The sequence below is a fragment of the Bradyrhizobium sp. Bra64 genome (assembly GCF_024519875.1).
Classification (GTDB): domain Bacteria; phylum Pseudomonadota; class Alphaproteobacteria; order Rhizobiales; family Xanthobacteraceae; genus Bradyrhizobium; species Bradyrhizobium japonicum_G.
This window is the reverse complement of sequence record NZ_JALJRD010000001.1, coordinates 311,622-327,598: the sequence shown is the minus strand read 5'-3', so window position 1 is coordinate 327,598 and position 15,977 is coordinate 311,622. Positions and strand designations below refer to the sequence as shown.

17 protein-coding genes and 1 other RNA gene are annotated in these 15,977 nt (G+C 65.4%); 8 read left to right on the top strand and 10 right to left on the bottom strand.

Translation table 11 applies throughout. From position 1 onward, the window contains the following. Positions 1-166 precede the first annotated feature (166 nt). Positions 167-376: a hypothetical protein gene (locus NR187_RS01545; protein ID WP_211381912.1), complete on the top strand. Its 210-nt coding sequence runs from the start codon at positions 167-169 to the stop codon at positions 374-376. Positions 377-465: 89 nt separating this feature from the next. After that, entirely contained in the window at positions 466-1,407 is a 942-nt protein-coding gene (locus tag NR187_RS01540; protein ID WP_256805564.1) for an AEC family transporter, read from the top strand. Positions 1,408-1,436: 29 nt separating this feature from the next. Here the strand turns inward: NR187_RS01540 and NR187_RS01535 are convergent, their stop codons facing one another. Both NR187_RS01535 and NR187_RS01530 read right to left on the bottom strand, forming a co-directional pair. Beyond that, a complete protein-coding gene (locus tag NR187_RS01535) occupies positions 1,437-1,721 on the bottom strand; it encodes a hypothetical protein (RefSeq protein ID WP_211381910.1) in 285 nt (94 codons plus the stop codon). 122 nt (positions 1,722-1,843) lie between these two features. Then, a complete protein-coding gene (locus NR187_RS01530; protein WP_256805563.1) occupies positions 1,844-2,185 on the bottom strand; it encodes a hypothetical protein in 342 nt (113 codons plus the stop codon). A 122-nt stretch (positions 2,186-2,307) separates the two neighbouring features. On the opposite strand from NR187_RS01530, the gene NR187_RS01525 reads away from it, so the two are divergent. From NR187_RS01525 to NR187_RS01510, 4 genes are all read left to right on the top strand, one after another. Then, positions 2,308-2,628 carry a hypothetical protein gene (locus NR187_RS01525; RefSeq protein ID WP_211381908.1) on the top strand — a complete coding sequence of 107 codons (321 nt, stop codon included), beginning with the start codon at positions 2,308-2,310 and terminating at the stop codon, positions 2,626-2,628. A gap of 222 nt (positions 2,629-2,850) precedes the next feature. After that, entirely contained in the window at positions 2,851-3,576 is a 726-nt protein-coding gene (locus NR187_RS01520) for an outer membrane protein (RefSeq protein ID WP_211381907.1), read from the top strand. Between the two features lie 165 nt (positions 3,577-3,741). After that, the gene (locus tag NR187_RS01515; RefSeq protein ID WP_211381906.1) at positions 3,742-5,895 is read left to right on the top strand and encodes a methyl-accepting chemotaxis protein; all 2,154 of its coding nucleotides are present in this window, start codon (positions 3,742-3,744) and stop codon (positions 5,893-5,895) included. A 182-nt stretch (positions 5,896-6,077) separates the two neighbouring features. Then, a complete protein-coding gene (locus NR187_RS01510) occupies positions 6,078-7,139 on the top strand; it encodes an MBL fold metallo-hydrolase (protein WP_211381905.1) in 1,062 nt (353 codons plus the stop codon). Between the two features lie 43 nt (positions 7,140-7,182). On the opposite strand, the gene truA is transcribed toward NR187_RS01510, so the two are convergent. From truA to def, 3 genes are all read right to left on the bottom strand, one after another. After that, the gene (truA, locus tag NR187_RS01505) at positions 7,183-7,920 is read right to left on the bottom strand and encodes a tRNA pseudouridine(38-40) synthase TruA (RefSeq protein WP_211381904.1); all 738 of its coding nucleotides are present in this window, start codon (positions 7,918-7,920) and stop codon (positions 7,183-7,185) included. Further along, the gene (gene fmt / locus NR187_RS01500; RefSeq protein WP_211381903.1) at positions 7,920-8,855 is read right to left on the bottom strand and encodes a methionyl-tRNA formyltransferase; all 936 of its coding nucleotides are present in this window, start codon (positions 8,853-8,855) and stop codon (positions 7,920-7,922) included. Before fmt ends, truA begins: the two co-directional genes overlap by 1 nt. 205 nt (positions 8,856-9,060) lie before the next feature. Beyond that, entirely contained in the window at positions 9,061-9,585 is a 525-nt protein-coding gene (gene def, locus NR187_RS01495; RefSeq protein ID WP_211381902.1) for a peptide deformylase, read from the bottom strand. A 171-nt stretch (positions 9,586-9,756) separates the two neighbouring features. Between def and NR187_RS01490 the strand changes: the two genes are divergently transcribed. After that, a complete protein-coding gene (locus NR187_RS01490; protein ID WP_211381901.1) occupies positions 9,757-10,956 on the top strand; it encodes a DNA recombination protein RmuC in 1,200 nt (399 codons plus the stop codon). 74 nt (positions 10,957-11,030) lie between these two features. Continuing rightward, the gene (locus tag NR187_RS01485; protein ID WP_256805562.1) at positions 11,031-12,395 is read left to right on the top strand and encodes an MFS transporter; all 1,365 of its coding nucleotides are present in this window, start codon (positions 11,031-11,033) and stop codon (positions 12,393-12,395) included. 65 nt (positions 12,396-12,460) lie between these two features. Here the strand turns inward: NR187_RS01485 and NR187_RS01480 are convergent, their stop codons facing one another. From NR187_RS01480 to ffs, 5 genes are all read right to left on the bottom strand, one after another. Next, a complete protein-coding gene (locus tag NR187_RS01480; protein ID WP_211381899.1) occupies positions 12,461-12,898 on the bottom strand; it encodes a hypothetical protein in 438 nt (145 codons plus the stop codon). A gap of 27 nt (positions 12,899-12,925) precedes the next feature. Further along, entirely contained in the window at positions 12,926-13,528 is a 603-nt protein-coding gene (gene recR / locus NR187_RS01475; protein WP_211381898.1) for a recombination mediator RecR, read from the bottom strand. Between the two features lies 1 nt (position 13,529). Further along, positions 13,530-13,850 carry a YbaB/EbfC family nucleoid-associated protein gene (locus NR187_RS01470; protein ID WP_211381897.1) on the bottom strand — a complete coding sequence of 107 codons (321 nt, stop codon included), beginning with the start codon at positions 13,848-13,850 and terminating at the stop codon, positions 13,530-13,532. A 24-nt stretch (positions 13,851-13,874) separates the two neighbouring features. Beyond that, positions 13,875-15,689: a DNA polymerase III subunit gamma/tau gene (locus NR187_RS01465; protein ID WP_211381896.1), complete on the bottom strand. Its 1,815-nt coding sequence runs from the start codon at positions 15,687-15,689 to the stop codon at positions 13,875-13,877. A gap of 94 nt (positions 15,690-15,783) precedes the next feature. Further along, positions 15,784-15,880: signal recognition particle sRNA small type (gene ffs / locus NR187_RS01460), an RNA gene on the bottom strand. Between the last annotated feature and the right edge of the window lie 97 nt (positions 15,881-15,977).

The following is a 15,977-nucleotide window of genomic DNA, read 5'->3' as shown; positions in this document are numbered from 1 at the left end:
CGAATATGGGCGAAGTCATTCGGTTTGTCTCGAAATCCGAGCGCGAGCGAGAGCGCCTCATTCGAGAAGCGCGCGCGATCTACGACAGCATCTTCCCGCCTGCTGATCCGGCGAGCGAGCAGTCGGGCGGAGCTACCGCGCGTCGCGGCGACGGAGGCAACCTCGCGTGATCAAGATCATCGCCGTGCTCTGCAACCTCGCCTCTCCGGCGAACTGTCATGAGCTAACCGTCACCACGTCCGACTTCGCCGACGTTTCGATGCAATCGTGCCTGATGGGTGCGCCGCAGCTCGCCGAATGGATGAACCAGCATCCGGCCGAGCGCCTCGCCGGATGGCGCTGCGTGATCGGCCAACAGGCCCGCAGGGGCGCCTGAGGTCATAGGCTGCGATCCGGTTGAACCGTGACGACGGCGCATCTCCCAGCTAGGATGGCATCGAGCTGACTGGCTAAGGGGGATGCCGGATGGAGGTCGCCAGCCTCGTTCTTCCCGTGTTCGCGATCATCGTCACCGGGTGGCTCGCCGGCGAGCTCGGCTATCTCTCCCGCTCGCTTGCCGATGCCCTGGTGCATTTTGCCTACAACGTGGCGATGCCGGCGCTGCTGATCGTCACGATTGCGCAGGAGCCGGCACGCCATCTGCTGGAATGGCGTTTCCTGCTCGCCTTCGGCGGCGGCTCCCTGATCTGCTTCGCGCTCGTCTTCGTGACCGTCCGCGCCGGCGGCAACCACGATCTCGCCAGCAGCACCATCCATGGCATGGCGGCGGCGATGACCAATACAGGGTTCGTCGCACTGCCGATCCTGCATGCGATCTACGGCCAGCCTGCGGTCCTGCCTGCCGCGGTCGCGACGGTGTTCGTGGCGGCAGTGATGTTTCCGATCACAGTCATCCTGATGGAAAGGCGCGATGCGCGGGGGACATCCGCGTCCTCCGCCGGACTGGTGAAGCAGATCCTGCTCAATCCGATGGTCCTGTCGACGCTGATTGGTCTCGCCTGGGCGATCACGGGCTTGCCGATTCCGGCACCGGTCGCGGCCTACCTGAACATGATTGCCGCGGCGCTCACGCCCTGCGCGCTGTTTGCGATCGGACTAGGCCTGTCCCTGGAGGGCCTGCGGTCGAGCCTGAAGGCATCGTTCGCGCTCGCGGCGGTGAAACTGGTGATCATGCCAACGATCGTCTACGGCCTCTGTGTGGTCCTGGCCCTCAGCCCTCTCTACACGGTCGCCGCGGTCGTGTGCGCGGCGGTGCCTACGGCCAAGACCGTCTACGTGCTCGCACACGAGCACAAGGTCGAGGAGAAACTGGTTGCGGCTACGGTCTCGGTCACGACGATGCTGTCGGTCGCGACATTGCTGGTCGCGCTCTATTTGCTCTCCGGTCTCGCGACCGGCCCGCGCTGACCGGCATCGGCTCGCACCAGAGGTGTTCTCTATCTCGTGGTGTTGCTCCAGGTCGGGACCGAATTGGTCACGCCGACCGACGGCCAATTGTACGTTCCGACCGACGGCGCTGTGACCGTGCCGACCGTCTGTCCGGACGCCCCGTAGGACGCCCCCGGCTGCACCGCCGGCGCGCCGGCGCCGCGATAGGTCGGAGCCACGACGCTCGTGCTGTGATGTCGGCTCGATCGGGCCTTCTTCGCTTCAGCCGCAAACGGCGCGGCGAGCAGCCCGGCCGTCATGAGCGCGGCAATGGCGAATTTGAGGCTTGTCATGGTTGATCCCTCGGTTGCTAGCGGCCCCCCGTGCCATGTGCTCATTCCTCGGGCAATTTCCATGGGCACAGGATCATAACTCCGTGCGAACGCAAATGTGCCGGAGCATGGTCGCACCGCGTTTACCGCCGCTTCGGCCGGCAGGCATGGCGGCCATGCCGCTCCTTCACGGTCGCGACCGAATGCATGAGTTCCTTGAATGCGGCGATCGCCTTGTCGTCAGCGAGCGCTTGATCTGGCCTCGCCTCCAGGTGCTCGATCACGGCCAGCAGCGCATCGGCGATTTGCCCGATCTGCTTGCCGTAGCCGGCGACGTCCGACAGCACGTCCTTCTCGACATCGGGCGCCGAGGATTGCCCGACCGTGATGTTGACGAGGCCGAACTGGCCGCCGGCAGGACTGAAAAACGATGGATAGATCGACTGGACGACATCCCCCGACAGGGGCAGCTTGAAAACAGGCATGCCATTTCCCCTCGCTGACGCTCGACCGGCGGGGACACACTATCATGATCACGCCTGTCTTCGGATCGACCCGAATCAGCGCTAGTGCATTGCCTTCAGTGACTTCCCTGGACGCAAGCAGCATGACCGGCCCCGAACTGAAGCAACTCCGCGCCGACCTCTCCGACGCCCTCGAGCGCAAGCTCACCGCGGTCGACATGGCCAGGCTGTGCGGATTGCCGGAGAAGGGCGGCGCCGACACCATCAGGCGCTGGGAGGTGAGCGGCCCGACGCCGTCGGCGACCAAGGTGCTGCGCGTGCTCGCGATGGCGAGCGAGCGCTATCCGATCCTGGAGAAGTTCGACATCTTCGATCGTCACGACGTACGCGAGGAAGACCGGCCCGCAAAGCGCGCGGCTTTTCGCGAACAGATGCGCGATGAGGCGCGTCGGCGCCTTGGTTAACAAGAGGCGCGACAAGTTACCTGCGGGGCACGAAGTTAAGCCTTCCTTCAGCATTTCTTAAGCCGACATTAAGCACAAAAATCATTTACAGCCCAATAAGTTAGGTTGGCTGTCGCTGTGCCATGCATGTGACAGCATTTTCGTCAAAAGCGAGCTATCTGCAAAACCAACGACGGCGCGGAAAGCGCGCCTGCCGGGGACCTAAGTGTTGGAGTTTGGACTATGAAGAAGATTCTGTTTGCGACCGTTGCGCTGCTCGTGGTGGGCGCTGCCGCGCCGGCCGTCGGCGCCGATCTCGGTAACCGCAATTACTACAAGGCGCCCGCGCCGGCTTATGCCGCGCCGATCTACAACTGGACCGGTTTCTACCTCGGTGCGCATGTCGGTGGCGCGTTCTCCAGCGACAACAATTTCAGCGGCCTCTCCACCGGCAACAACGGCAATGGCCGTTTCCTCGGCGGCCTGCAGGCCGGTGCGGACTGGCAGTTCAACCCGAACTTCGTGGTCGGCGTCGAAGGCCAGTATTCCTGGCTCTCCGGCAGCGTCGGCGCGGTGTTTCCGGGCGGCGTCGCCTACACCAACGACCAGCGCGGCCTCGGCTCGATCACCGGCCGGGTCGGCTACACCTGGGGTCCTGGCCTGCTCTACGTGAAGGGCGGCTACGCCTATTCGGACAACAACGAGAAGGTGACGGTCGGCGGCGTGCCGACCGGCTTCATCATCGATGGCGATCACCGCAACGGTTACACCGTCGGTGCCGGCCTCGAGTACATGTTCGCCCCGAACTGGTCGGCCAAGGCCGAGTACCAGTACTATAATTTCGGCGACGCGCACTTCACCGCAGGCCCGCTGGCGGGCACCGGCAACTTCACCACCGACGACCACACCATCAAGGCGGGCGTCAACTACCGCTTCAATTGGGCCGGCCCGGTCGCCGCGCGCTACTGAACGGTTATCAAGACCTTATCGTGATGAGGGGCCGGCAGCGTTTGCCGGCCCTTCTTTTTTCGCTGTGCGGAACGAACCCAAGCAATTGCCCCAATTGCGATTTTTTAACCGGCGCTGCCGATACTGCCGGCCACAGAACAGAAGCAAGAGCGTGGGGGAATTTCGATGGCGATCCGTATCAGTGCTGGCCGTTTCGTGAGCCGCTTCCGGCCTCGCTTCAAGATGCCGAAATGGGGCGTGCGCGGCAGCCTGTTCACGGCCTTCGCGGTGATCGCAGGCATGGGCCTCGTGATCGCGGCCGGCGCCGGCTTCGTGTTCAACCATCTCGGCAGCACCATGATGGATCTGAGCGGGCGCGACATTCCGCGCCTCTCCGCGAGCCTTCAACTCGCATCGCAAAGCGCAACGCTCGCGGCGCAGGGGCCGGGCCTGCTGGCATCGCCCTCGGACGAGGCGCTGAACGAGCGCACCAAGAGCGTAAAGAATATCCAGCAGCTCGCCATGGCCAAGCTCGGCGAGATCATCGAGCTCGGCGCCGACAAGCAGATCGCGACCGCGCTGCGCGACACCGCAAAGAGCATCGACGAAGCGACCCAGAGCCTGGTGTCGGCCGCGCGCGAGCGGCTCGATACCGGCGCGCAGCATGACAAGCAATATGAAGCGCTGCGTAAGGCACAGCTCACCTTCGTCGGCGCGGCCGGTCCTGCGATGCTGGACGCACAGACGCGCCTGAACGCGATCCTCGGCGCAGCCGAAGTTTCCGCCGATGACGCCACCGAGGCCGCCCGCACCGTCGCTCAGGTCGCGACGATCTCCACCAACGGCAATCTGATGGCCGCCGACATGATGGCGGCGCTTTCGGCAAACAACAGCGACACGCTGGAGGCGATCGAGAAGGAGTTCAAGGCGACGCGCGACCGCGTCAAGTCGAACCTCGAGGACCTGCCGAACATGACCTCGATGCAGGCGGTGCGCGACGCCGTGCAAAAGCTGTTCGGATTCGGCGAGGGCAAGACGGGCGTGTTCAAGATCCGCCAGAAGGAGCTCGACGCCATCGACTACGGCCAGACCATCCTGGACGAGACCCGCAAGCTCAATGTCGGCCTCGGCATCAGCGTGCAGCAGCTCGTCGACGGCGTGCAGAAGGAGACCAACGCTTCGACCTTCCAGGCGCGGCAGGAGATCTCGCTGGCGACGACCGCGATGCTGGCCCTCGGCGCACTCATGCTGGTCGGCTCGGCCCTGTTCGTCTGGCTCTATGTCGGACGAAACATCCTGCGCCGGATCACCGGCCTGCAGCGCGCCATGCAGTCACTCTCGGCCGGCGATCTCGACACCGAGATCGCGCGCGCCAGGCACAATGACGAGATCGGCGCGATGACCGACACGCTGACCGTGTTCCGCGACAGCATGATCGAGGCCCGCGCGCTCGCGAGCGAGCAGGACAAGGACCGCGTCGCCAAGGCCGAGCGTGCCGCACGCATGGAGGCGAAGATCGCCGAATTCGAAGGCACGGTGCGCTCCGCGCTGGACAATCTCGCGCAGTCGGCCAACTCGATGCAGACGACCGCACAGAGCATGTCGAACACCGCCGACCAGTCCAATGCGCTGGTGAACGCGGTCGCTTCCGCCGCGGAGGAAACGTCGGTCAACGTGCAGACCGTGTCGTCCGGCACCGAGCAGCTCTCGTCCTCGATCGAGGAGATCAGCAAGCAGGTCGTCACCTCGTCCGCGATCGCCAGAAAGGCGGTCGACGAGGCAGGCGCCACCGACGCCACGGTGCAGAGCCTCGCTGACAGCGCCAGCCGCATCAGCGTCGTGGTCGACCTGATCCAGACCATCGCCTCGCAGACCAATCTGCTGGCGCTCAACGCCACCATCGAGGCGGCGCGCGCGGGCGAGGCCGGCCGTGGCTTCGCGGTGGTCGCCTCCGAGGTGAAGAGCCTGGCGAGCCAGACCGCCAAGGCAACGGAGGAAATCCGCGCCCAGATCGCCAGCATGCAGCAGGTCACCACCTCGGCAGTCGGTGCCATCCAGGGCATCGGCCGGATCATCGGCGAGATCAACAACGTCACCACCACGATCGCGGCCGCGGTCGAGGAACAGGGCGCGGCGACCCGCGAGATCGCCCGCAACATCCAGCATGCGGCCGGCGGCACCAGCGAGGTTTCCAGCAACATCGTCGGCGTCTCCACCGCCTCGGCGGAAGCCGGCGCAGCGGCGAGCGAAGTGCTTGGCGCCTCCGACGCGCTCCGCCGCGAAGCCGACATGCTGCGCGGAGAGATCGACGCGTTCCTCAACAATATGCGGGCCGCGTAAGCAGCCGTCCCATGGCCCGGACGGAGCGCAGTCCGAGATAGTGCCGCAAGCGAGAAAGGCCCGGGTTGCGCTGCGCTCCATCCGGGCTGCGGAAAAACCCGTCCGGCATGACCGCCATGCGGCGGCCAGCTCGCGTCCTTTTTCGGCTGGCGCGCCGCAGCCAGTGGGTTTAAGTCGGTAGCATGAACTCAAAGAGCGACATTGTGCAGTCCTTCGCCGAGGCCCTGCGCTACCCCTGGGAACAACATCCCGGCCCCGAACAGGTCGTCGAGGTGAAGCCGGGCGTGTTGTGGGCGCGGCTGAAGCTGCCGTTCCGCCTCAACCATGTGAACATCTACCTGCTCGCCGACGGCGACGGCTATGCCATCGTCGATACCGGCTTCGGCAATGAAGAGACAATCGAGGCCTGGACCAGGCTGTTCGACGGACCGCTGAAGGGCGTCAACATCACGCGCCTTATCGTGACCCATTCCCATCCCGATCATGTCGGGCTGGCGGGGTGGATCGTCGAGCGGTTCAGCTGCCCGCTGGTGATGTCGCAGGTCGAGTATCTGCAATCGGTCTATCACCAGAACCGCGGCACAGAGGAACGGCAGGAGGCGCAGCGCTTGTTCTTCCGCCGCCACGGCATGGACGAGTCGCTCACCGAAAAACTGCTCGGCCGGGGCCAGGATTATCTCAAGCGCGTCTCGGTGCTGCCGCCGTCCTATCGCCGCATCTCGCATGGCGACGACGTCGTGATTGGCACGCGCCGCTTCAAGGTGATCACCGGCGGCGGTCACGCGCTCGACCAGGTGATGCTGTATTGCGCCGACGACAAGTTGTTCCTCTCGGCAGACCAGGTGCTGAGCAAGATCTCGCCGAACGTCAGCGTGTGGGCGGTCGAGCCCGACCAGAACTCGCTCGGCGAATATCTGGCCTCGCTCGCCAGCCTCACCACGACGCTGCCCTATGACGTGCTGGTGCTGCCGGGCCACGGCGTGCCGTTCTACGGACTGAAGACCCGCATCAAGCAGCTCGCCGATCACCACGAGGAGCGTTGCCGCCTGATCGCGGAAGCCTGCCGCGAGGTCCCGCAGACCTCGCGGGCCCTGGTGCCAGTCGTATTCAACAAGCACGTGTTGGACGAGCACCAGATGGGTTTTGCCGCCGGCGAGCTCGTCGCCCACGTCAACTACATGATCGTCGAAGGCCGGTTGACGGCCGAAACCAAGGACGGCGTGCTCCAGTTCAGGACGACTTGAGCTCTGGCTTCGTTTCTCCCTCCCTGCAGGGAGGGACCAGGCGTCAGTAGTCCACCTTCATCAGATACAGCCCCTCCGGAGGGGCGACGATGCCGCAGGCGGCGCGGTTGCGGGCGGCAAGCGCGGCCGAGAGATCGTCCGCGGTCCAGCGGCCTTCGCCGACCCACATCAGCGAGCCGACCATCGAGCGCACCTGGCTGTGCAGGAAAGAGCGCGCCGAGGTGACGACGGTGACCTCGCGGCCGTCGCGCATCACGTCGAGCTGGTCGAGCGTCTTCTCCGGCGACTTCGCCTGACACTCGGTGTCGCGGAACGTCGTGAAATCGTGCTTGCCAAGCAGGTGTTGTGCCGCTGCGTGCATCGCGTCGGCGTCGAGCCGGCGCGGCACGCGCCAGGCGTGGCCGATATCGAGCGCGAGATTGGCGCGGGTGTTAACGATGCGGTAGCGGTAGTGGCGCTTCACCGCCGAGAAGCGGGCCTCGAATGTATCAGGCACGATCTCGGCCTCTAGCACCGCGATCGGATGCGGCCGCAGATGCGCGTTCAGCCCGTCGCGAAAACGGCCCGGCGGAAACTGCTTCTCGATGTCGACATGGGCAACCTGGCCGCGCGCATGCACGCCGGCATCGGTGCGGCCCGCACCGTGGACGCGCAGATCCGCGCCGGTCATCGCCTTCACGGCGGCCTCCAGCGCGCCTTGCACCGACGGCAGCGTCTCCTGCACCTGCCAGCCGAAAAACGGCGCGCCGTCATATTCGATGGTGAGCTTGTAGCGGGGCATCAAGCCAGCCGCATCGGCGGCTTCAGAGGCACACCGCGCAAGAAGTCCACGGCCTGCATGCGCGCCTTGCCTTCGCGCTGGAGCTCGAGGACGCGTATGGCGCCCTCGCCGCAGGCGATCGTCAGTTGGTCGTCGAGCACCGCTCCCGGCGCGCCAAAACCCTTCGCGAGTTCACACCGCAGGATTTTTACGCGCACATTTTCGCTCAGCCCGGCCAGCTCGGCCCAGGCGCCGGGGAACGGCGACAGGCCGTGGATGTGGCGCAGCACCTCGCGCGCCGGCTTCGTCCAGTCGATCCGCGCCTCGGCCTTGTCGATCTTGGCAGCATAGGTCACGCCGTCCTCGCTCTGCTTCCGGAGCTGAAGTCCGCCGCGGGCGAGCGCAGCCATCGCGCGCACCATCAGATCGGCGCCAAGCCGGGACAGACGGTCGTGCAAATCGGCCGCGGTCATGGTGTCGGTGATCGCCAGCCGTTCGGCCATGGCGACGTCGCCGGTGTCGAGGCCGACATCCATCTTCATCACCATGACACCGCTCTCGGCATCGCCCGCCATGATCGCGCGGTTGATGGGAGCTGCGCCACGCCAGCGCGGCAGCAGCGAGGCGTGCAGATTGTAGCAGCCGAGCTTTGGCGCATCGAGGATGACCTGCGGCAGGATCATGCCGTAGGCGACGACGACGGCCGCGTCGGCGTCAAAGGCGCGGAACTGTTCCAGCGCTTCGGGCGTCTTCAACGTCTTCGGCGTCAGCACGGGAACGCCGAGTTTTCGCGCGGCTTCCTCGACGGGGGTCGGCTGCAATTGCAGGCCGCGCCGTCCGCCCGGCTTCGGCGCGCGCGTATATACCGCCGCAATCTCGTGACCATGCGCGACGAGCTCGAGCAGCGTCGGCACGGAGAAATCGGGCGTGCCCATGAAGATCAGACGGAGGGGCATGACAAGAACTCGATACGTTCCCTCCCCCCTTGCGGGGGAGGGCTAGGGAGGGGGGTGCCACACGACGCGCTCTCTCGGTTTGAGCGCGGGCGCCTTGTTGTTTGCACTCCGCAGATCGGGAGCACCTTTTGCTGGTCTACCCCCCTCCCCTGCCCTCCCCCGCAAGGGGGGAGGGAGCAGAGTGGAGTGCCTGGCTACTAATCGCTCACTCCGCCCGCTTGGCGGCCTTCTCGAACTTCTTGATCACGCGGTCGCGCTTGAGCTTCGACAGATAGTCGACGAACAGGACGCCGTTGAGATGGTCGATCTCGTGCTGGATGCAGGTGGCGTAGAGGCCTTCGGCGTCCTCTTCGTGCACCTTGCCGTCGAGATCGGTGAAGCGCACGCGCACCTTGGCAGGCCGCTCGACCTCCTCGTAATATTCGGGGATCGACAGGCAGCCTTCCTCGTAGACCGACAGATCCTCGGAGGAGGCGATGATCTCGGGATTGATGAAGACTCGCGGCTCCGGCTTGGTCTCGCCGTCCTGGTCCGGCTTGGCCAGATCCATGGTGATGAGCCGCAGCGGCCGCGCGATCTGGATCGCCGCCAGGCCGATGCCGGGCGCGTCGTACATGGTTTCGAACATGTCGTCGGCAAGCTTGCGGATCTCCGGCGTGACCTTCTCGATCGGCTTGGAGACCAGACGCAGCTGCTTGTCGGGCAGGATGATGATTTCTCTGAGGGCCATGGCCGCGATTTAAGCTGCGCACCGGATGCGGTCAATCCGGCCGGGAACTCCGTTAACGATCCGCTAACCATAAAACTTCAGGTTTCGTTAACCACGAAAATTAGGGGGTAGTTAACCATAAACGTTCGCTATTCGTTCGTGTCGCCAGGCGAATCGGCTAGAAGGACAGGCATGAACGAGACCATTTTCATGCTCGGCGACTGGCCGGTGCGCACCATCGATGCGCTGATCGGCTTCGGCGTCCTGGTCCTCATCCTGCTGGTGATGATTGCGGTCGTGATCGCGAGGTCAGGGCGGCGCGGCGCGGAACTCGCGATGGCGAATGCCATCCGGGCCGACGAGCTCGAGGAGCGCATCAGCCAGATGCTGCACGCCCAGAGCGAGTCCTCGGGCCGGGTCGATGCCATGACCCAGGCGCTGGCCGGCCGCCAGGCCGAGATGGCGCGCGCGGTCAACGAGCGGCTGGATTCGGTGACCCACCGCGTCGGCCAGTCCATGGAGCACTCTACCCGCAACACCATGGAGAGCCTGCGCGCGCTGCACGAGCGGCTCGGCATCATCGACAGCGCCCACAAGAACCTCACCGACCTCACCACCCAGGTAACGACCTTGCGCGATGTGCTCGCCAACAAGCAGTCGCGCGGCGCCTTCGGACAAGCGCGGATGGAGGCGATCGTCCAGGACGGTCTGCCGAAGGGTGCCTACGAATTCCAGTTCACGCTTTCGACCGGCAAGCGGCCCGACTGCGTTGTGTTCCTGCCCGACCAGCGCCCGCTCTGCATCGATGCGAAATTCCCGCTGGAAGCGATGACCGCGCTGCACGACGCCCGCACCGACGAGGAGAAGCGGACCGCGGCGCAGCGGCTGCGCAGCGACGTGATGAAGCATGTCAGCGACATCGCGGAAAAATACCTCGTCACCGGCGAGACCCAGGAGATGGCGCTGATGTTCGTGCCGTCGGAATCGGTCTATGCCGAGATCCACGACGGTTTCGACGACGTGATCCAGAAGGCCTACCGCGCCCGCGTGGTGCTGGTGTCGCCCTCGCTGCTGATGCTGGCGATCCAGGTGATGCAGCAGATCATGAAGGACGCGCGCATGCGCGACGCGGCCGACCAGATCCGCACCGAAGTGATCAAGCTCGGCGACGACCTCGGCCGCCTGCGCGACCGCGTGCTGAAACTGCAGAAGCACTTTGCCGACGCCAACGAGGACGTCCGCCAGGTGCTGATCTCCGCCGACAAGATCGAGAAGCGCGCAGGAAGAATCGAGGAGCTCGATTTCAGCAAGACCGATGCGCCCGAAGGCCCGCACCTGGTGGCGACAGGTGCTCCGGAGCTGTTCCCGAGGAAGCTCCAGGCGGGGGAGTGAGGCACTTCCCTCTCCCCCGTAAGAACGGGGCGAGGGAAAGAGGCAGCGCCCCCAGAATCTGCTAACACCACCCCATGACCGCACCCGACGCGACCTCGCCCGCCGGCACCGACGCCCCCGCCACCTCCTGGCGCGACAGCCTTGCCGTTTACCTGCAACCGCGGGTGCTGATCGTGCTGTTCCTCGGCTTCTCCTCCGGGCTGCCGCTGGCGCTGTCAGGATCGACGCTCCTGGTGTGGATGCGGGAGGCCGGGGTCGATCTCAAGACCATCGGGCTATTTGCGCTGGTCGGCACGCCCTACACGCTGAAATTCCTGTGGGCGCCGCTGGTGGATGCGGTGCACGTGCCGCTGTTCACCCGCGCTTTCGGGCGGCGGCGCGGCTGGCTGGTGTTCTCGCAACTGCTGCTGATCATCGCGATCCTGCTGCTGGCGCTCACCGACCCCGCAAGCTCGCCGTTCTACGTCGCGCTGGGCGCGCTGCTGGTCGCGACGATGTCGTCAACGCAGGACATCGTGGTCGACGCCTTCCGCGTCGAAAGCCTCCCGGAGAGCGAGCAGGCCGCCGGCATGGCATCATATGTCGCGGCCTATCGCATCGGCATGCTGGTCTCGACCGCGGGCGCGCTGTTTATCGTCTCGGGCTTCGAGAGCACCGGCATTGCCCGCACGTCGGCCTGGATGTGGGGCTATGTGGTGATGGCGACGATGGTGCTGATCGGGACGATCACGGCGCTCGTCGCAACCGAGCCCGGGCAATCGGTGCGGGCGGAAGCTGCGACAAAGGCCGAGACCGCCTTCGTGCGCGTGCTGCACGCCGCGACCGGCGCCTTCTCGGAATTCCTGACGCGCAAGGACGCACTCGCCGCGCTCGCCTTCGTCGTGCTGTTCAAATTTACCGACGCCTTCTCCGGCACCATGACGGCGCCGTTCGTGATCGACCTCGGCTTCTCCCGAAACGACTATGCGGCGATCGTGAAGGGCGTTGGCCTCGCCGCAACACTGATCGGCGGCTTTGCCGGCGGCTTCGTTGCGCGGCGCTATTCGCTTTCGACCAGCCTCTGGATCGGCGGCGTGGTGCAGGCGCTCGCCAACCTCTCGTTCTCCTGGCTCGCATTCGTCGGCACCAGTCAATGGGCGCTCGCTTTCGCCATCACCTGCGAAAATTTCACCAGCGCCATCGGCACCGTGATCTTCGTCGCCTACCTTTCGGCGCTGTGCCAGAACCCGCTGCACACGGCGACACAATACGCGCTGCTCACCGCGCTTGCGGCGGTCGGGCGGACCTATCTTTCATCAGGCGCCGGCTTCGTGGCGGACACGACGGGCTGGCCGCTGTTCTTCATGATCTGCGTGCTGGTGGCGATCCCGAGCCTGGTGCTGCTCGCCTGGCTGCAGAAACGCGGGCATTTCGAGGCGCTGGGGCCGGTGCGGGTGTAGGTCGACGCTTCCACCTTCGTCATTGCGAGCGAAGCGAAGCAATCCAGAGAGCGGAGCGCGCGCTCCTACTGCTTCTTGATCAGGCTCCACTTCGTGATCACGGCCTCGCTCATCTGGCCGGGATCGTTGGCGCAGGCGACCTCGTCGACCTTGACCGAGATCTCCTTGCCGGCGAACGTCTTCAGCTGCGCGGCCTGCGCGTTACCGCTGGGAACGAGCTGGAAGGTCTCGGGCCCGGTCTCGAGATTGCAAAGCCCGTTCGGCGCTGGAAGGCGGCGTGGCTCGGAGGTGATCTGGTACATCGCAATCCGCTTGCCGGCGTTCTTGACGTCGCGCACTTTCATCGCATTCAACTCGCCCGACAGCACATCGCCGGTGTTGATCGGCTTGCCGGGCTTGGACGGCGGCGGCGCCTCGTCGCCCTGCTGCGCGGAGACGGCCGGCGTCACCAGCATCGTCATCATCGCGACCAAAGCCAATCGTGTGGCGAAAAGTTTCGTCATGTCGTCCGTTCCGTCAAGGCTGGATGGCTAGAACAGGGTGCGCTGCCGCATCGCAGCCGATAGCGTACCTTCATCGAGATAATCAAGCTCGCCGCCGACCGGCACGCCATGGGCGAGCCGCGTCACCTTCACGTTGGCGTCCTGAAGCAGGTCGGTGATGTAATGCGCCGTGGTCTGGCCGTCGACGGTGGCATTGAGGGCGAGAATGACCTCATGCACCTGCGCGTCATGTGCGCGCGCGACCAGCGCGTCGATGGTGAGGTCTTGCGGACCGACCCCGTCGAGCGGCGACAATGTCGCGCCCAGCACATGGTAGCGCCCTTGAGTCGCATTTGCCCGCTCCAGCGCCCAGAGATCGGCCACGTCGGCGACGACGACGATGATTGCAGGATCGCGCTTCGGGTCGGTGCAGACGGTGCAGGGATTTTGCGTGTCGATGTTGCCGCAGGTCTTGCAGACCTGAACCTTGTCCAGCGCGACCTGCATGGCCGAGGACAGCGGCATCATCAGCGCCTCGCGCTTCTTGATCAGATGCAGCGCCGCGCGCCGCGCAGAGCGCGGACCGAGGCCAGGCAGCCGTGCCAGGAGCTGGACCAGCCGCTCGATTTCAGGACCTGCAACCGCGCCCATATTACTGGCCGAACAGCCCCGGCGGCAGGCCGAGCCCGCCGGTCAGCGACTGCATCTTCTCTTGCATCGCAGTCTCGGCCTTCCGGCGCGCATCGCCAAGGGCGGTAACGAGCAGGTCTTCCAGAACCTCGCTCTCTTCCGGCTTCATCAGCGAGGGATCGATCTTGACGCCTTTGACGTCCATCTTCGCGGTCATGCGCACTGCGACGAGACCGCCGCCGGAGATGCCCTCGACCTCGACGTTGGCAAGCTGGTCCTGCATCTCCTGCATCTTGGATTGCAGCTGCGCCGCCTGCTTCATCATGCCTAGAAAATCAGCCATGGGTGATTGTCCTCGAAACTGGCTCTAGAGATCGTCGCCGTCGGAACCGTCCGGCGGATCGTCGCTGCCATAGTCGGCGTTTATATTGGATTCCGGGGTCTCGGGCGCAAGCTTTCGGACCTCGACGACCTTGGCTCCGGGGAAACGCGACAGCACCTCCCGTACGCGCGGATCGGCCTCGGCGGTGCGCGCATGTTCCTGCTTCGCAGCCTGGTTCACCGAGCGCAGCGTCGGCTGGCCCTGCTCGTTGGAGACGATCACAGTCCAGCGGCGGCCGGTCCACAGCTCGAATTTTCGCGCGAGCTCGGAGATCATGGTCTTGGAGGCGTTGGGCTCGAGCGCGACTTCCAGCCGGCCCTCCTCGAAACGGACGAGACGCATGTCGCCTTCGAGCGCGCCCTTGGTCATGAGGTCACGCTTCTGCCCGGCGAGCGCGACGAGCTGGGTGAAGCTCGCAATGCGAAGCGCCGGTGCCGCGGCCTGCGGGTCGGCCGCGGGCGCGGCCATCTGTGGGCGGGCGCCACCGCCGAACGAGGACGGCGACGATGTCGGCATGCGAACAGGCGGCGCAGAGGCCACCGGCGCGGCGGGCGCGCTGCGCGCGGCGCTGCCGCCGCTTACGACCGACGCGCCGCCATCGTTCTGCTCCAGCATCCTGATCGCTTCGTCCGGCGTCGGCAGGTCGGCGACATAGGCGATGCGCACCAGCACCATCTCGGCAGCCGCGGCGGGGCGCGTCGCGGCCTGCACCTCGGTGATGCCCTTGAGCAGCATCTGCCACATCCGCGACAGCACGCGCATCGAGATCTTCGACGCGAAATCCCGCGCACGCACGCGCTCGGTCTCGCCATAGGCGACGTTGTCGGCAGTCGCAGGCACGATCTTCACGCGGGTGACGAAGTTGACGAATTCGGCGAGGTCCGAAAGCACGACGATGGGATCGGCCCCGACGTCGTACTGGTCGCGGAACTCCTTGAAGGCGCTCGCGATGTCGCCGCGCGCCAGCGAATCGAAGAGGTCGATGACGCGGGTGCGGTCGGCAAGCCCCAGCATCTGCCTGACCGCATCGGCCTTCACGGCGCCGGCCGCATGCGCAATCGCCTGGTCGAGCAGCGACAGCGAATCGCGCACCGACCCTTCAGCCGCACGCGCGATGATGCCGAGCGCCTCGGGTTCGATCTCGACGTTTTCCTTCGCGGCAATGCTGGCGAGGTGCTTCATCAGCACGTCGGCCTCGACACGGCGGAGATCAAAGCGCTGGCAGCGCGACAGCACGGTGACCGGAACCTTGCGGATCTCGGTCGTGGCGAACACGAACTTGGCGTGCTCCGGCGGTTCCTCCAGCGTCTTCAGGAAGGCGTTGAACGCCGCCGTCGACAGCATGTGGACTTCGTCGATGATGTAGACCTTGTAGCGGGCGCTGGCCGGCGCGTAGCGCACGCTGTCATTGATCTGGCGGACGTCGTCGACACCGGTGTGCGAGGCCGCGTCCATCTCCAGCACGTCCATGTGCCGGCTTTCCATGATTGCCTGGCAATGCACCCCTAGCGTCGGCATGTGGATGGTCGGGCCCTTCACCGAACCATCCGGCATCTCGTAGTTGAGTGCACGGGCCAGGATGCGCGCAGTGGTGGTCTTGCCGACGCCGCGGACGCCGGTGAGAATCCAGGCCTGCGGAATGCGGCCGGTCTCGAATGCATTCGAGACCGTCCGGACCACGGCCTCCTGGCCGATCAGATCGTCAAAGCTCGAAGGGCGGTATTTGCGCGCCAGGACCCGGTAGGGCGTTCCAGCCTGGCCGGCGCTATCGGGATTGGGAGGGGCGCCAGCGTCGGTCATCGGTCGATCCGCAATGAAATGTCTTTCGGCCGGCGTTTGCGGAAAGGAGCGCGCTGGCGGGAAACCCGCCGGCGCAATTCGCTCGGAGAAACAGGTAGGAGACTGACGAGCGACCCGATCCGGACCTCGTTAGGGCTGCTTCCTTCCGGACCTGACCCGGTTGGCGAGTGGCTCGTCCACCGCCAATCTCCCGGTGCCTATTTGGGGCCAAAAGAGCCGGAAAGCAAGCGGGTATCGCCCGCATGGCCGGGGCCTGCCCAGCATCCGGGCAATTCATGATCTGCCCAG

Bases quoted from the DNA above. Each gene is read 5' to 3' on its own strand.
- NR187_RS01535 (WP_211381910.1), bottom strand. From the start codon at position 1,721: ATGACAAGCCTCAAATTCGCCATTGCCGCGCTCATGACGGCCGGGCTG.
- NR187_RS01510 (WP_211381905.1), top strand. From the start codon at position 6,078: ATGAACTCAAAGAGCGACATTGTGCAGTCCTTCGCCGAGGCCCTGCGC.
- NR187_RS01465 (WP_211381896.1), bottom strand. From the start codon at position 15,689: ATGACCGACGCTGGCGCCCCTCCCAATCCCGATAGCGCCGGCCAGGCT.
- NR187_RS01525 (WP_211381908.1), top strand. From the start codon at position 2,308: ATGACCGGCCCCGAACTGAAGCAACTCCGCGCCGACCTCTCCGACGCC.
- NR187_RS01490 (WP_211381901.1), top strand. From the start codon at position 9,757: ATGAACGAGACCATTTTCATGCTCGGCGACTGGCCGGTGCGCACCATC.
- NR187_RS01485 (WP_256805562.1), top strand. From the start codon at position 11,031: ATGACCGCACCCGACGCGACCTCGCCCGCCGGCACCGACGCCCCCGCC.
- def (WP_211381902.1), bottom strand. From the start codon at position 9,585: ATGGCCCTCAGAGAAATCATCATCCTGCCCGACAAGCAGCTGCGTCTG.
- fmt (WP_211381903.1), bottom strand. From the start codon at position 8,855: ATGCCCCTCCGTCTGATCTTCATGGGCACGCCCGATTTCTCCGTGCCG.
- NR187_RS01530 (WP_256805563.1), bottom strand. From the start codon at position 2,185: ATGCCTGTTTTCAAGCTGCCCCTGTCGGGGGATGTCGTCCAGTCGATC.
- recR (WP_211381898.1), bottom strand. From the start codon at position 13,528: ATGGGCGCGGTTGCAGGTCCTGAAATCGAGCGGCTGGTCCAGCTCCTG.
- NR187_RS01480 (WP_211381899.1), bottom strand. From the start codon at position 12,898: ATGACGAAACTTTTCGCCACACGATTGGCTTTGGTCGCGATGATGACG.
- NR187_RS01540 (WP_256805564.1), top strand. From the start codon at position 466: ATGGAGGTCGCCAGCCTCGTTCTTCCCGTGTTCGCGATCATCGTCACC.
- truA (WP_211381904.1), bottom strand. From the start codon at position 7,920: ATGCCCCGCTACAAGCTCACCATCGAATATGACGGCGCGCCGTTTTTC.
- NR187_RS01515 (WP_211381906.1), top strand. From the start codon at position 3,742: ATGGCGATCCGTATCAGTGCTGGCCGTTTCGTGAGCCGCTTCCGGCCT.
- NR187_RS01470 (WP_211381897.1), bottom strand. From the start codon at position 13,850: ATGGCTGATTTTCTAGGCATGATGAAGCAGGCGGCGCAGCTGCAATCC.
- NR187_RS01520 (WP_211381907.1), top strand. From the start codon at position 2,851: ATGAAGAAGATTCTGTTTGCGACCGTTGCGCTGCTCGTGGTGGGCGCT.